12 protein-coding genes are annotated in these 14572 nt (G+C 70.8%); 7 read left to right on the top strand and 5 right to left on the bottom strand.

Going from position 1 to position 14572, the window contains the following annotated elements:
• The first annotated feature begins 296 nt into the window (after positions 1–296).
• The 5 genes from RHOOR87_RS0102510 (at position 297) to ilvA (ending at position 6980) form a co-directional block, all read left to right on the top strand.
• Positions 297–2012: a dihydroxy-acid dehydratase gene (locus RHOOR87_RS0102510; RefSeq protein WP_027484128.1), complete on the top strand. Its 1716-nt coding sequence runs from the start codon at positions 297–299 to the stop codon at positions 2010–2012.
• Entirely contained in the window at positions 2009–3016 is a 1008-nt protein-coding gene (gene ilvC, locus RHOOR87_RS0102505) for a ketol-acid reductoisomerase (RefSeq protein ID WP_027484127.1), read from the top strand. The genes RHOOR87_RS0102510 and ilvC overlap by 4 nt, the downstream gene beginning before the upstream one ends.
• A gap of 211 nt (positions 3017–3227) precedes the next feature.
• Entirely contained in the window at positions 3228–5027 is a 1800-nt protein-coding gene (ilvB, locus tag RHOOR87_RS0102500) for a biosynthetic-type acetolactate synthase large subunit (protein ID WP_231381707.1), read from the top strand.
• A 154-nt stretch (positions 5028–5181) separates the two neighbouring features.
• On the top strand, positions 5182–5430 hold the full coding sequence (gene ilvN, locus RHOOR87_RS0102495) for an acetolactate synthase small subunit (RefSeq protein WP_007513591.1): 249 nt from the start codon (positions 5182–5184) through the stop codon (positions 5428–5430).
• Positions 5427–6980, top strand: coding sequence for a threonine ammonia-lyase, biosynthetic (gene ilvA / locus RHOOR87_RS0102490; RefSeq protein WP_027484125.1), 1554 nt, complete (start codon positions 5427–5429; stop codon positions 6978–6980). Before ilvN ends, ilvA begins: the two co-directional genes overlap by 4 nt.
• A gap of 34 nt (positions 6981–7014) precedes the next feature.
• Here the strand turns inward: ilvA and RHOOR87_RS0102485 are convergent, their stop codons facing one another.
• Positions 7015–8163: a GGDEF domain-containing protein gene (locus RHOOR87_RS0102485; protein ID WP_027484124.1), complete on the bottom strand. Its 1149-nt coding sequence runs from the start codon at positions 8161–8163 to the stop codon at positions 7015–7017.
• Positions 8164–8412: 249 nt separating this feature from the next.
• On the opposite strand from RHOOR87_RS0102485, the gene ubiA reads away from it, so the two are divergent.
• Positions 8413–9342 (top strand): 4-hydroxybenzoate octaprenyltransferase, encoded by a 930-nt coding sequence (ubiA, locus tag RHOOR87_RS0102480; protein WP_027484123.1) that lies wholly within the window; start codon positions 8413–8415, stop codon positions 9340–9342.
• Positions 9343–9369: 27 nt separating this feature from the next.
• Here ubiA and RHOOR87_RS0102475 read toward each other — a convergent pair whose 3' ends face one another.
• The 4 genes from RHOOR87_RS0102475 to RHOOR87_RS0102460 form a co-directional block, all read right to left on the bottom strand.
• The gene (locus tag RHOOR87_RS0102475; RefSeq protein ID WP_231381702.1) at positions 9370–10653 is read right to left on the bottom strand and encodes a hypothetical protein; all 1284 of its coding nucleotides are present in this window, start codon (positions 10651–10653) and stop codon (positions 9370–9372) included.
• A gap of 144 nt (positions 10654–10797) precedes the next feature.
• The gene (locus RHOOR87_RS0102470) at positions 10798–11313 is read right to left on the bottom strand and encodes a PspC domain-containing protein (RefSeq protein ID WP_231381701.1); all 516 of its coding nucleotides are present in this window, start codon (positions 11311–11313) and stop codon (positions 10798–10800) included.
• Positions 11310–11645 (bottom strand): PadR family transcriptional regulator, encoded by a 336-nt coding sequence (locus RHOOR87_RS0102465; RefSeq protein WP_027484120.1) that lies wholly within the window; start codon positions 11643–11645, stop codon positions 11310–11312. Before RHOOR87_RS0102465 ends, RHOOR87_RS0102470 begins: the two co-directional genes overlap by 4 nt.
• Positions 11646–11693: 48 nt before the next feature.
• Positions 11694–12416: a ComF family protein gene (locus tag RHOOR87_RS0102460; RefSeq protein WP_015448988.1), complete on the bottom strand. Its 723-nt coding sequence runs from the start codon at positions 12414–12416 to the stop codon at positions 11694–11696.
• A gap of 145 nt (positions 12417–12561) precedes the next feature.
• Here RHOOR87_RS0102460 and RHOOR87_RS0102455 point away from each other — a divergent pair, with 145 nt between their 5' ends.
• Positions 12562–14541 carry a multicopper oxidase domain-containing protein gene (locus tag RHOOR87_RS0102455; protein ID WP_027484119.1) on the top strand — a complete coding sequence of 660 codons (1980 nt, stop codon included), beginning with the start codon at positions 12562–12564 and terminating at the stop codon, positions 14539–14541.
• Positions 14542–14572: the final 31 nt, after the last annotated feature.

Raw genomic sequence — 14572 nt, 5'->3', positions numbered from 1 at the left:
CACGGACGTGTCCGCCCTTTTTGCCGCCCCCTGCGCGTCTTCGGCGCCGGACGGTTCGTGCCCGCCGCGATGGCGCCGACTCCCGTTCCGTCCCGCCACCTCCCTGGCGCGCAGGGGGCGCTCTTCTTCCTTTCGGTCAGCTCCACCGCAAGCACTCGCCCCTCATCCGCCCCTTCGGGGCACCTTCATTCGGGCCATCCCCGGCCCTCACCCTGCGGGCGGCTGGCGCCGTGCAAATCGGCTTTCCTGCCGATTTGTCCCCCCGTCAAGGGACTTTGTCCTTCGGAGCTTTCCCCATGCGCAGTGACCTGATCAAGAGCGGCCCGGACCGCGCCCCCGCTCGCGCTATGCTGCGCGCCACCGGCCTGGACGATGCGGCGCTGAAGAAGCCGCTGGTGGCGGTGGTGCACACCTGGTCGGACGTGTCGCCATGCAACCTCAACCTGCGCGAGCTGGCGCAGGCGGCGATGGCAGGCGTGCGCGCCGCCGGCGGCACGCCGGTGGAGTTCAACACCATCGCGGTCACCGACGGCATCGCCATGGGCACGCCGGGCATGCGCTATTCGCTGGTCAGCCGCGAGGTGATCACCGACTCGATCGAGGCGGCGGTGGAAGGCCACCTGTGCGACGCCATGGTGGTGCTGTGCGGCTGCGACAAGACCATTCCCGCCGCAGCGATGGCGATGGCGCGGCTGGACATCCCCGCGGTGGCGCTCTACGGCGGCACCATCGCGCACGGCCTGCACAGGAACCGGCCGATCACCATCCAGCAGGTGTTCGAGGCGGTGGGCGCGCACGGCGCCGGCACCATCGACGACGCCGAGCTGCGCCAGGTGGAGTGCGACGCCTGCGGCGGCGCCGGCGCCTGCGGCGGCCAGTTCACCGCCAACACCATGGCGATGGTGCTGACCACGCTGGGGCTGTCGCCGATGGGGCTGAACGACATTCCCGCCACCCACCCGGACAAGCTCGCCGCCGCTCGCCGCTGCGGCGAGCTGGTGATGGATTGCCTGCGCGAGGGCCGCACGCCGCGTGCCCTGATCAGCCGCACCGCGATGCACAACGCCGCGCGCATGGTCGCGGCCACCGCCGGCTCCACCAACGCGGTGCTGCACCTGCTCGCGATCGCCCGCGAGGCCGGCGTGGAATGGTCGCTGGAGGATTTCCAGCCGGCCACCGAAAGCACCCCGGTGATCGCCGACCTGCTGCCCGGCGGCCGCTACACCGCGGTGGAGATGTTCGACGCCGGCGGCGCCGCGCGCGTGGCGCAAGAGCTGATCGCCGCCGGCATGCTGGAGGACGCCGCCACCGTCACCGGCCGCAGCCTGTTCGCCGAAACCGCCGCGGCGCCGCGCGTCGCGCAGCAGCGGGTGATCCATCCGGTCGTCGCACCGCTGAAGCCGCGCGGCGGCTACTCCATCCTCTACGGCAACCTGGCGCCGGACGGCTGCATCCTGAAGATCCCCGGCAAGCACAGCGCCGGCCACGGCGGCACCCGCTTCGAGGGCAGCGCCCGCGTGTTCGAGAGCGAGGAGGCCGCCTTCGCCGCCGTGCAGGAAGGCCGCATCGCGAAGGGCGACGTGGTGGTGATCCGCAACGAAGGCCCGGCCGGCGGCCCCGGCATGCGCGAGATGCTCGGCGTCACCGCCGCGCTGATCGGCCGCGGCCTCGGCGACGACGTGGCGCTGATCACCGACGGTCGTTTCTCTGGCGCTACCCACGGCTTCATGGTCGGCCACATCGCCCCGGAAGCCGCCCGCGGCGGCCCGATCGCGCTGCTCGCCGACGGTGACCGCATCCGCATCGACGCGCTCGCCCGCGAAATGTCCACCGACGCCGACCTCGCCGCGCGCCGCGCGCGGTGGCAACCGCCGGCGCCGAAAGTCAGCCGCGGCGTGCTGGCCAAGTTCGCCCTGCTGGTGGGCTCGGCTTCCGACGGCGCCACCACGCAACCCGCCAACCCCGCCCCACGCCCTACCACCACCGCATCCAACCAGGGAGTCACCGCATGAGCCACCACACCCTCGCCTCATCCCGCATCGCCGTGCTCGGCTACGGCAGCCAGGGCCGCGCGCACGCGCTCAACCTGCGCGACTCCGGCCTCGACGTCGTGGTCGGCCTGCGCCCGAACGGCCCGACCTGGCACAAGGCCAAGGCCGACGGCTTCACTGTCGCCGAACCGGCCGAGGCGGTGAAGGGCGCCGACCTGGTCGCCGTGCTCACCCCCGACATGGTGCAGCCCGCGCTGTACAAGGAAGCGATCGAGCCGAACCTCAAACCCGGTGCGGCACTCCTGTTCGCGCACGGCTTCAACGTGCACTTCGGACAGATCACGCCGCGCGCGGACATCGACGTGATCCTGGTCGCGCCGAAAGGTCCCGGCGCGCTGGTGCGCAGCGAGTACGAGCGCGGCCGCGGCGTGCCGTGCATCTGGGCCGTGCACCAGGACGTCAGCGGCCACGCCGAGGCGAAGACGAAGGGCTACGCCGACGGCATCGGCGGCAGCCGCGCGATGCTCATCCAGACCGACTTCAAGGAAGAGACCGAGACGGATCTGTTCGGCGAACAGGCGGTGCTGTGCGGCGGCGCCAGCGAGCTGGTGACCAAGGGCTTCGAGACCCTGGTCGAGGCCGGCTACCAGCCGGAGATCGCCTATTACGAGGTGATGCACGAGCTGAAACTGATCGTCGACCTGTTCTACGAGGGCGGCCTGGCCAAGATGCTGCAGTTCGTCTCCGAGACCGCGCAGTACGGCGACTACGTCAGCGGCCCGCGCATCGTCGATGCCGGCACCAAGGCGCGCATGAAGGGGGTGCTCAGCGACATCCAGGACGGCACCTTCGCGAAGAACTGGATCGCCGAATACCAGGCCGGCCTGCCGAACTACAAGCGCCTGAAGCAGGCCGACCTCGAGCATCCGATCGAGGTGGTCGGCGCGAAGCTGCGCGCACGGATGCCGTGGCTGCAGCCGAACACGCCGCCCGCCGCCGTCGCGCCGTTGAAGAAGGCCGGCTGACGCTCCCTGGCTCCTCCCCCTGCAATGCAGGGGGAGGTTGGGAGGGGGTGACGCTTTTGACTTTTTACGGGCAAGAGCGACCCCTCCCCAACCCTCCCCTGCTGCGCAGGGGAGGGAGCACGACACCGAACTTGTGGGGATTTTCTTTGTGAATGCACAAGCACTGAAAGCCGAGACCACGACCGACCGGCACCCGCTGGCCGGCCACAGCATGAGCGGCGCCGAAGTGATCGTGCAGATACTCGCCGACGAGGGCGTCGACGTTCTGTTCGGCTACTCCGGTGGCGCGATCCTGCCGGTGTACGACGCGGTGTTCCGCTACAACGCCGGACACCCGTGCGCCGACGGCAGCGAACCGATGCCGTTGATCGTGCCGGCCAACGAGCAGGGCGCCGGCTTCATGGCGGCCGGCTACGCGCGCGCCTCCGGCAAGATCGGCGTGGCCATCGTCACCTCCGGCCCCGGCGCCACCAACATGGTCACGCCGGTACGCGACTCGATGGCCGATTCGATCCCGCTGGTGGTGATCTGCGGCCAGGTGGGCACCGCCGCGATCGGCAGCGACGCGTTCCAGGAGGCGCCGGTCAGCAACATCATGGGCGCCTGCGCCAAGCACGTGTTCCTGGTCACCGACGCGACGCAGCTGGAAGCGATCGTGCGTACCGCGTTCAGCCTGGCACGCAGCGGCCGGCCCGGTCCGGTGGTGGTGGACGTGCCCAAGGACGTGCAGAACACCGCGCTGGCCTGGCGCGGCGGCGGCGAGCTGGCGCTGGCCGGCTACCGCACGCGGCTGCGTGCGGTGGAGCAGTCGACGCTGAGCGACGCCGACTGCGCGACGTTCTTCCACGCACTGGTGCGGGCGCGGCGCCCGCTGATCTACGCCGGCGGCGGCGTGATCGCGGCGGAAGCGTCGGCCGCGCTGCGCGCCTTCGTCGACGCTTTCGGGCTGCCGGTCGCCACCACCCTGATGGGCCTGGGCGGCTTCGACAGCACCGACCCGCTGGCGCTGCACCTGCTCGGCATGCACGGCACCGCCTACGCGAACTACGCGGTGGAGGACTGCGACTTCGTGCTGGCGTTGGGCGCGCGCTTCGACGACCGCGTGGCCGGCGTACCGGACAAGTTCGCGCCGCGCGCGAAGTTCATCGCGCAGGTCGACATCGACCCGGCCGAGATCGGCAAGGTGAAGGCGGTCGACTGGCAGCACGTGGGGCCGCTGGTGCGCGCGCTGGAACGGCTCACCGCGTACGGCCGCGCGCACGGCCTGCGCCCCGAGCTGGACGCCTGGCATGCGCACGTGACGGAACTGAAACGCGTGCACGCGATGGCCTACGACCGCGCCAGCGCACTGATCCAGCCGTACGCAGTGATCGAGGCGATCAACCGCCACACACGGGGCCATGCCATCGTCAGCACCGGCGTCGGCCAGCACCAGATGTGGGCGGCGCAGTATTTCGACTTTCGCGCGCCACGGCATTGGCTCACCTCCGGCTCGATGGGCACGATGGGCTTCGGCCTGCCGGCGGCGATCGGCGCGCAATTCGCGCGGCGCGACAAGCTGGTGATCGACATCGACGGCGACGCCAGCATCCGCATGAACCTCGGCGAGCTGGAAACCGTCACCACCTACGAGCTGCCGATCAAGGTGGTGGTGCTGAACAACGTCGGCGACGGCATGGTGCGGCAGTGGCAGAAGCTGTACTTCAAGGGCCGCTTCGCGGCGTCGGACAAGAGCCTGCACAAGAAGGACTTCGTGCGCGCCGCGCAGGCCGACGGCTTCGGCTGGGCGCGGCGGCTGGAACGCGTGGACGAGCTGGAGGCGACGATTGCCGACTTCCTCGCCTACCCCGGCCCGGCCTTCCTGGAAGTGATGATCGACCCGGAGGCCGGCGTATATCCGATGGTCGGCCCCGGCGCCAGCTACGCGCAGATGATCACCGGCGACTTCATTCCCTCGCGCGCGGCGGCGGCCGCGGGCGAGGGCGAGGGCGCGACGTCACACATGTTCTGAGCTTTGGACCTTCCCCTTCTCCGTCCGGGAGGAGGTGGCCCCCAAGGGCCGGTGAGGGTACGGGCGGGCGTCAGCGCCTCGCTTCGCCCGTACCCTCACCCGCCTGTCGGCACCCTCTCCCGAAGGGAGGGGGACTCACCCACGGAGTCCCGTCATGAACCACACCTTGTCCATCCTGTTACAGAACGAAGCCGGCGCGCTGGTGCGCGTGGCCGGGCTGTTCGCCGCGCGCGGCTACAACATCGACACGCTGACCGTGGCGGCCACGCACGATCCCGCCGTCTCGCGGCTCACGCTGAGCCTGCAATGCGACGACGCGGCGCTCGGCCAGATCCTGCAGCAGACGCGCAAGCTGGTCGACGTGCTGCAGGTGGCGCATCCGGCTGCCGCGCTCGCGGCATGAACGCCGTCGCCCCGCTCGTCGACGACGATCACGCCGACCTGCTGGCGCAGATCCGTGCCGCGCGCGTCTACGAGGTGGCGCAGGTCTCCGCGCTGGAACCGGCGCCGCTGCTCGGCGAGCGGCTGGGCCGGCCGGTGCTGCTGAAGCGCGAGGACCAGCAAAGCGTGTTCTCGTTCAAGCTGCGCGGCGCGTACAACCGCATGGTGCAGCTGGACGCGGCGCAGCGCGCGCGCGGCGTGGTCGCCGCTTCCGCCGGCAACCACGCGCAGGGCGTGGCGCTGGCCGCGGCGAAGCTGGGCATCCGCGCCACCATCGTGATGCCGGTGACCGCACCGCAGCTGAAGGTGGACGCGGTGCGCCGCTTCGGCGGGGCGATGGTGGACGTCGTGCTGGCCGGCGATTCCTACAGCGACGCACAGGCGGCGGCCGCGCAGCTGCAGGCCGAACGCGGCGCAGTGTTCGTGCACCCGTTCGACGACCCGGCGGTGATCGCCGGCCAGGGCACGGTGGCGCTGGAGATCCTGCTCCAGCACCCGGGCCCGCTGGAGGCGGTGTTCGTGCCGGTCGGCGGCGGCGGCCTCGCCGCCGGCGTGGCCGCGTGCATCAAGGCGCTGCGGCCCGCGGTACGGGTGATCGGCGTGCAGGCGGCGGACTCGGACGCGATGGCGCGCTCGCTCGACGCCGGCGAGCGTGTCGTGTTGGACGAGGTCGGCCTGTTCGCCGACGGCACCGCGGTGAAGCAGGTCGGCGCGCTGACCTTCGCGCTGTGCCGGCAGCATGTGGACGCGATGCTGCGGGTGGATGCCGACGCGGTCTGCGCGGCGATCCGTGACATCTACCAGGACACCCGCAGCGTGCCCGAACCCGCTGGCGCGCTGGCGCTGGCCGGGCTGAAGCAATACGCCGCCGCGCACGGCGGCGGCGCGGGCGCGCTGGTGGCGATCGTCTCCGGCGCGAACATGAATTTCGACCGCCTGCGCTTCGTCGCCGAGCGTGCCGAGCTGGGCGAGCAGCGCGAGGCGGTGTTCGCGGTGACCATCCCGGAGGAGCGCGGCAGCTTCCGCCGCTTCTGCGCCGCGCTGGGCCGGCACGCCATCACCGAGTTCAACTACCGCATCGGCGACGCCCGTTCCGCGCACATCTTCGTGGGCGTGCGGATCGCCAGCCGCGAGGAGCGCGAGGCACTGGCCTCGGCGTTCCGCGCGCAGGCATTCGACGTGCTCGACCTCACCGACGACGAGCTGGCCAAGCTGCACCTGCGCCACATGATCGGCGGCCGTTCGCCGCTGGCACGGGACGAGCGGCTGTACCGCTTCGAGTTCCCCGAGCGTCCCGGCGCGCTCACCGACTTCCTCGGGCGGCTGCACCCGGACTGGAACGTCAGCCTGTTCCACTACCGCAACCACGGCGCCGACCACGGCCGCATCCTGGTTGGCCTGCAGGTGCCGGCGGCCGAGCTGCCGCTGCTGCGGCAGTTCCTGGCCGCGCTTGGCTATCCGCATGTGGACGAGAGCGCACACCCGGCCTACCGACGGCTGCTGCGCAGCTGAGCGCGCATCGCCGGCGCCGTGCGCCCGCGGCCGCTCAGAACAGGTCGATGCTGCCGGCCGCCATCTCCCGCCCGAGCAGGCCGCGCGCGCTCAGGCTCTCGTAGCCGCAGGTGCCGTTGCGGCCGTGCTGCTTGGCGTAGTACAGCGCCTTGTCGGCGCGATCCAGCGCGCTGGCCGGGTAATCGTGGCGACCGACGCCGGCGTAGCCGATGCTGACGGTGACACTGCCCACCTGCGGGAACACGTGCTCGGCGATGCGCTGGCGGAAACGCTCCAGCACGGCGTGCACGATGCCCTCGCTGGCCGCGCCGAACAGGATCACGAACTCCTCGCCGCCGAAGCGGAACAGCACGTCGCTGCGGCGGAAGCAGGCACGCATCTGCTGCGCCAGCAGCAGGATCACCTCGTCGCCGTAGATGTGCCCGTAGGTGTCGTTGATGCGCTTGAAGTGGTCGATGTCGAGGATCGCCAGCCACACTTGCGGCGGCTCCGCGGCGGGCTCGCCGGGCACTGCGCGTGCCGGCGGCAGCACGCGCAGCGTCTGCTCGTGCTGGTGCAACAGCCGCTGCAACTGGCGTTCGAGGCTGCGCCGGTTGTACAGGCCGGTCAGCTTGTCGTGTTCGCTTTCGTGCAGCAGCACGGTGTAGTTGGCGTAGATGCGCGCAAAGCCCTCGGTGAGCGACCGGCTGGCAGCCGGCGGCAGGTCGCTGTCCAGCTGCAGCGCGCCGATCGCGCGGCCGTCGCACAGGATCGGCACGACCAGTCGATGCAGGCCCTGCACCGTTTCCGTCTGCACGTCCAGCCGGTGCATGCAGCGGTGCAGCAGCTTCAGCGCCGGATCGATAGCGTCCGGGTCGTCCGCCTGCAGGCGATAGACGCCCTGCGCGTCCGGCGTGCAACACATGATGGCCTCCACGTAGGCGCCGTCGAGCGCCCGCTTGGCCAGCACCACCCGCCGCGCTGCGGTCAGTTCGGCCAACGACAGCACCAGGCTGTGGTCGAGCGCGGCGATGTCGCGGTGGTGGGTGAACGAGGCCACCGAATCGAGCAGGCGCGAGTGCACGAAGGAATCGGCCACCGCCGATTCCGCCGCTGGCGCGGGCGCGCCGGCGATGGCGTCATCGGGCGGCAGCGCGTCGGGCGACAGCGCAAGGTCCTCTTCGCTGGCTTCGTATCCGGCCATCGACGCTCCAGGCACCGACGGCGTCCGGCGTCGTGCGGCGCATGCTTGGCGTTACCCCGAACGGTAGCGCTCGTCAGCCTTATCGGCCGCGGCAGGGCGGACTTTAGAACTACCGCGCGGTTCGCCGAGGCACGGCGCGCTAGACTTTGCCGCATGGTTCCCTCATCCCGCCAACGCCAGCGGCACCGCGCCGCGCCTTCCTCCGCCGCCCGGCCACGGCCCGGCACCGCGAACCCCGCCGCCCGGGCGATGCAGCCGGCGGACAGCTCGACCCGTGCCACGCGGGTGCTGGACTGGCTGCTGTGCCGGCTGCCGGCGCGCCATCGCGCGAAGGCGCGCGACTACCTGGTGCTGACCCGGATGGATCGCCCGATCGGCGCGCTGCTGCTGCTGTGGCCAACCTGGTGGGCGCTGTGGCTGGCAGCCGGCGATTTCCCGCCGTGGCAGCCACTGCTGATCTTCACCCTCGGCGTGTTCGCGATGCGCGCGGCCGGCTGCGCGATCAACGACTACGCCGACCGCCAGCTCGATCCGCTGGTGGAGCGCACCGCCGGGCGGCCGATCGCCAGCGGGCGGGTGGCGCCACGCGAGGCGCTGGTGGTATTCGCCACGCTGCTGGCGTTCTCCTTCGTGCTGGTGCTGTTCACCAACGCGCTGACCATCCGGCTGGCGTTCGCCGGCGCCGCGCTGGCGGCGATCTACCCGTTCACCAAGCGCTGGACCTACCTGCCGCAGGTGGTGCTGGGCGCCGCATTCGGCTGGTCGATCCCGATGGCGTTCGCCGCGGTGACGCACACGGTGCCGCCGCTGGGCTGGCTGCTGTTCATCGGCAACATCCTGTGGGCGGTGATCTACGACACCGAGTACGCCATGGTCGACCGCGACGACGACCGCAAGGTCGGCGCGAAATCCACCGCGATCCTGTTCGGCGACGCCGACCTGCCGATCCTCGGCATGCTGATGGGCACCTTCCTGCTGGCGATGCTGTTCGTCGGCCGGCGCGCCGCGCTGGGCTGGCCGTACTGGCTGGCGCTGCTGGTCGCCGCCGGCCTGTTCGGCTGGCAGCTGTGGCTGATCCGCGCGCGCGCCCGCGACGCCTGCCTGGCCGCGTTCCGCCACAACAACTGGCTGGGGCTGGCGCTGTGGATCGGCATCGTGCTGGCGCTGGCGGTGCACTGAGCAAGCGCCGAGCCGGCACCCGGTAGTTCAACGCGGGTGCTGCACCAGCACGTAGCTTCCGGGCTTCGTCGCCGGCGCGGCGGACCAGCCCGGCGCCAGCGCGATGGTCCAGCCCTTGCCTGCGAGACGCGGGCCCTTGATCGTCATCGGGACGGGCAGCGCGGCGCGGCTGAAATCCGCTGCCACCAGCACGCCGCCCGCTTGCACATCCAGGGTGCCCCACCGCGCGATGGCGTGGAACGTGCGGTAGACGATGCCGTCCGCGCCCAGCGCCACCGCGGTGCTGGGATTGAAACTGAAGCGCCCCAGCGCAGTCAGCGCAAGCGTCGGCCCGTCGACCAGGGCGGCGCGGTAATGCGCCTGCATGGCTTTCTCGCGGGCGGCGCGATCCGCCAGCACCACGCGTAGCCCGCTGGCACCATAGGTCGCGGCACGCGACTCGGCCGACGCTTCCGCGTTGCCGTGTAGCGTCGATGCCAGCATCGCGCCAAGGTCGGAACGCTCGTCGAGCGTCTTGCGCCATCCCGGCATGCGCTCGTCCAGCAACAGGCCGTAGGCCGGTCCCGACATGAAGGCGGAAATGCGCGAGAAGGAACTCTCGACATCGGGATGGAGGAGATCGGCCGCCGTGTGCCAGCGCGCCGCCGCGGCATCCGGCTCCGCCACCACGATGCCGGTGTATTGGGCGGTGCCCTCCGTGATCTCCATGGCGGCTTCCGTTGCCGCCGCGCCGGGGAACAGCGTGTGGCGCCGGTCGCGGAAGGCCAGGGCGTCGCGGATCGCCTGCGTCTGCGCATCGCCCGATTCGATCAGGGCGGCGGCGAGCGCGCGCCACTCCAGCCGCAGCCACAATCGCCCCTGCTCGGCGTCGAGTTGCGGGTTCGCCGTGGCGTTCGCCGCGAGATGGAGCTGCGGCTGGATGCGGTGGAACATCTCGTGCGCCAGAGTAATCGAGCGCGTCAGTGCATCCTCGGGCAGGGCCGGCAACCTCAGCTGCGTCCAGCGCACGCCCTCCCATTCCGTGGGCGCGTCCGAAAGGACCATGTCCTCGGGCAGCGTGCCGACATAGACCCCGTCCGCAGACCGCAGCAGGTGCCGCGGATCCGGCTGGTTGGCGATGACGGCCCGCGTCGCGGGGATCACCAGCAGCATCCGGCCGTAGAGCGGGATGCCCCACAGGCGGCCGTCGTCGCTGGCGGAGACGCTTTGCGCATCCGCGAAGACGGCTTTCGCCTGCGCTATCTCGGTTGGCGCAGGCGACGCGGCCAGCGCCAGGGTCGGCGCAAGCAGGAAAAAAACCAGCGACGCCACGCGTGCCGATCCGCGAATCCGCCTTGCTACCGACATGGCAAACCTCCTCATTTCATCACTGCCGACACGCCGCGAGCACAAGGCGAGTCCTCGTCACTGGCCTGATCCGCCCTGGCCGCGCCACCCTGTCCGGTCTCGCATCGCCTACGGCGACAAACGGCACATGTCCTCGTAATCGTCGCGCGTCTGGAGTACCGGCAGTGCGAGCACCAGGGCGAGGTAGACCAGCGCCATCATGCCGCCGGTGAAAACCGTCGCCAGGATGAAGATGGTCCGCACCCAGTCGACGCGGACGCCCGAACGTGCCGCCAGTCCGGTGCAAACGCCGCCGATCCACTTGCCTTGCTCGATGCGGCAAAACCGCCAGGGCCGCATCGGCGGCGGGCGGCGGACATGGCCGTTGTCGCTGCCGGGATCGACCGTGCCGACTTGCCCCAGCACCGAATCGACTTCGTGGCCGGCGATGACCCGCCCGCCGGCATGCGGCAACACCGCGAGTTTTTCGCCGATCGACTGCTCGAGGTCGCGAAGTATTTCCTCGCGATCGGGATCGCGCGCCAGCCCCGCACGCGCGCGCTCGAAGTAGCGGCGCAAGGATCCGTAGCCATCCTCGTCCAGTTGGAACGCCGTTGCGTGACCGCTCAGGCCGACATGGATCATGGTTTGCATGGTGGTGTACCCAGTTCGTCGATGAGGCGCGTCAAGGACTTCCAGTACGTCCGGAACGCGGCCAGTTGCCTGCGGCCGTTCGGCGTGAGCCGGTAATACTTCCGCGGCGGGCCGCTTGCGGATTCCTGCCACTCGTAATCCAGCAAGCGTTCGCGCCGCATCCGGCTCAGGAGCGGATACAGGGTGCCCTCGCTGGTGGCGAACTCGGTACCGCCCAGGCGCTGCAGGATGTCGGCGGCATAGGCCCTTCCCGACGAAACGACGGCCAGCACCACGAACTCCAACAGCCCCTTGCGCAACGCGCCGGACTTGCCTGCATCCATCTCACGCACTACCTTTTTTGAAAAAGGTACTTGTGCCTAAACTTGAAGTCAAGGCGCCCGCGGCGACGGCGCCCGCGCCAGCGCCCACACGTCCACCCGTTGCACGCCGGCGCGGCGCAGCACGCGGGCGCATTCGGCGAGGGTGGCGCCGGTGGTCATCACGTCGTCGAGGATCGCCACGTGCGCGGGCAGTGCCACGCCTTCGCGCAGGGCGAACGCGCCATGCACGTTGCGGCGGCGGGCGAGCGCGTCGAGTTCGGTCTGCGCCGCGGTGGAACGCCGGCGCAGCAGCGCATCGTGCCGCAGCGGCACGCCGGATGCGCGCGCCAGCGAGCGGGCCAGCTCCAGCGCCTGGTTGTAGCCACGCCGGCGCAGGCGGCTGCGATGCAGCGGCACGGCCAGCAGCAGCTGCGGCAGCCGCAGCGGGCACGGCTCGCGCTGCCACAGTTGCGACAGCACGCGCCCGGCGGCGAGGTCGGCGGAAAACTTGTAGCGCGACTCCAGCCGGTCCAGCGGCCAGCCGTAGCGGAACGGCGCCCACGCCGCGTCCCACGGCGGCCGGTGGCGCTGGCACTCGCCGCACAGCGCTGCCGGCGCGGCCAGCGGCAGCGCGCAACGCGCGCAGCAGCTGCGGTTGCGCGGCAGCTCGGCGGCGCAGTCGGCGCACAGATCCATCTCGTCGGCGCCGGGCGCGCCGCACAGCAGGCAGCGCCGCGGCAGCAGCCATCGCTGCAGCGCGTGCCAGGGTTGCAGCCGACTTGGCCGATCCATGCGTCCTCCCCGTTCGTCGCTCGGGATGGTAGCGGCAAGTCGCCCGCGAGTATCGCCCGGTGCCACCGTGGCGACGTACACTCGGGCGTCGTCGCGCCGCGACGTCCGATTCCGCCCGCCACTTCATCCACTCAGAGAGGTTCCCATGTCCGTGCCCGACAGCGGCAAGCCCGCTCCTTCCACCTGGCCGGCGGTAGCCGGCACCGCGCTGCGCGTGGCGTTCGGCCTGATCTGGGCCGTGAGCGCCGCGCTGACCTGGACCGCCGATTTCGCCAACCACTACGTGGGCTACCTGCACAACGCCGCCACCGGCCAGCCGGCCTGGTCGGCGTGGTGGTTCGAGCTGTGGATCGGCCTGGTGACGCCGCACGTGGGCTTTTTCGTATGGGCCACGCGCATCGCCGAGACCCTGCTGGCGCTGGCGTTGCTGCTGGGCTTCGCGCGCAAGATCACCTACGTGGTGGGCATCCTGTTCAGCCTGTTGATCTGGAGCACGGCGGAAGGCTTCGGCGGCCCGTACTCGGTGGGCGCCAACAACATCGGCGCGGCGATCAGCTACGTGCTGATCTTCGCGGCGCTGATCGTGATCAACCTGCGCTCGGGCCCCAGCCCGTACAGCCTGGACTACCTGATCGAGCGCCGCTGGCCGAGCTGGCGCCGGCTGGCCGACTGGAACGACACGCTGCCGCTGACCGAGGTGCACCCGCTGCCGTGGCGCGTACAGGGGCCGGCGCTGGCCGGCGTGCTGATCCTGGTGGCGCTGCTGCTGGCCGGCCTGCACAGCGCGTTGAACGTGAAATCGGCCAGCCCGCAGGCCGCGGCGGCCGCGGTGACGCCGCTGTCGCTGGCCTCCAGCCAACCCATCGGCAAGGCCCGCGACGCACGCCTGCCGCCGCTGCAGGAAGGCGGCAGCGTGGCAGTGGACATCGCCGTCTCCGACCAGAGCGTGGAAATCGCCAGCGGTGTGCAGTACCAGGCCTGGACCTTCGGCAAGAGCGTGCCCGGCCCGGTGATCCACGTGCGCCAGGGACAAACGGTGAACGTGAAGCTCACCAACCACGGCACCATGCAGCACTCGATCGACTTCCACAGTGCGATCACCCCGCCCAGCCTGCACTACGTGGACATCATGCCGGGCGAGTCGATCGCCTTCTCGTTCGTGGCCAAGGTGCCCGGTGCGTTCCTGTACCACTGCGGCACGCCGCCGGTGCTGCTGCACATCGGCAACGGCATGTACGGTGCGATCATCGTCGACCCGGCCACGCCGCTGCCGCCGGCCGCCGAGAGCTACGTGCTGGTGCAGGGCGAGTGGTACACCCAGCAGGTGTCGGGCAAGCTGATGGCCGGCAACTACGAGAAGATGCAGCAGATGCGCCCCGACGAGGTGGTGTTCAACGGTGCCGCGTTCCAGTACCGCGACCATCCGCTCACCGCCAAGCCCGGCGACCTGGTGCGCCTGTACGTGGTCAACGCCGGCCCCAGCCTGTGGAGTTCGTTCCACGTGATCGGCGCGATCTTCGACAAGGTCTATCCGGGCGGCAACCCAGCGCAGGCGATCGACGGCGTCTCCACCTGGAGCGTGGGCCCGGGCGAGGGCGCGGTATTCGACCTGAAGCTGGACGAGGCCGGCCACTATCCGTTCGTCGACCACGCCATGGCGCACATGCAGCTGGGTGCGCAGGGCGTGCTGCTGGTGGGCTCGCCCGACGAGGCCGCCGCCAAGCCGCCGGTGAGCAAGGCGCCGGTCGCCGCCGCGCCCGCCACGCCGCCGCCGGCCGCCAGCGGTCCGTACACGTTCGACCCGGCCCGCGGCGCCTCGCTGTACGCCGCCAACTGCGCGGCCTGCCACCAGGCCACCGGCCTGGGCCTGCCCGGCGCCTTCCCGCCGCTGAAGGACAACGTGGCGGTGCAGGACGCCGACCCGGCCAAGCACATCGAGGTGATCCTGAAGGGCCTGCAGGGCCTGGTGATCAACGGCACCAGCTACCCCACCGCGATGCCGCCGTTCGCCGCCGCGCTGAACGACGCGGACATCGCCAACATCGCCAACCACGAGCGCAGTTCGTGGGGCAACCAGGGCAAGCTGATCACCGCCGACCAGGTGAAGGCCGCACGCGGCAAATAAGCCGGTGCGGATGCGTCGAGGAAGGGCGGCC

Source organism: Rhodanobacter sp. OR87 (genome assembly GCF_000473345.1).
Lineage (GTDB): Bacteria > Pseudomonadota > Gammaproteobacteria > Xanthomonadales > Rhodanobacteraceae > Rhodanobacter > Rhodanobacter denitrificans.
Note: the sequence above shows the minus strand (reverse complement) of the source record. Positions and strands in the feature narration are given on the sequence as shown.

Coding starts and splice junctions, on each gene's coding strand:
- RHOOR87_RS0102460 (WP_015448988.1), bottom strand. CDS start 12,416: ATGGATCGGCCAAGTCGGCTGCAACCCTGGCACGCGCTGCAGCGATGG.
- ilvA (WP_027484125.1), top strand. CDS start 5,427: ATGAACGCCGTCGCCCCGCTCGTCGACGACGATCACGCCGACCTGCTG.
- RHOOR87_RS0102470 (WP_231381701.1), bottom strand. CDS start 11,313: ATGATCCATGTCGGCCTGAGCGGTCACGCAACGGCGTTCCAACTGGAC.
- RHOOR87_RS0102465 (WP_027484120.1), bottom strand. CDS start 11,645: ATGGATGCAGGCAAGTCCGGCGCGTTGCGCAAGGGGCTGTTGGAGTTC.
- ilvB (WP_231381707.1), top strand. CDS start 3,228: ATGAGCGGCGCCGAAGTGATCGTGCAGATACTCGCCGACGAGGGCGTC.
- ilvC (WP_027484127.1), top strand. CDS start 2,009: ATGAGCCACCACACCCTCGCCTCATCCCGCATCGCCGTGCTCGGCTAC.
- ubiA (WP_027484123.1), top strand. CDS start 8,413: ATGCAGCCGGCGGACAGCTCGACCCGTGCCACGCGGGTGCTGGACTGG.
- RHOOR87_RS0102485 (WP_027484124.1), bottom strand. CDS start 8,163: ATGGCCGGATACGAAGCCAGCGAAGAGGACCTTGCGCTGTCGCCCGAC.
- RHOOR87_RS0102510 (WP_027484128.1), top strand. CDS start 297: ATGCGCAGTGACCTGATCAAGAGCGGCCCGGACCGCGCCCCCGCTCGC.
- RHOOR87_RS0102455 (WP_027484119.1), top strand. CDS start 12,562: ATGTCCGTGCCCGACAGCGGCAAGCCCGCTCCTTCCACCTGGCCGGCG.
- ilvN (WP_007513591.1), top strand. CDS start 5,182: ATGAACCACACCTTGTCCATCCTGTTACAGAACGAAGCCGGCGCGCTG.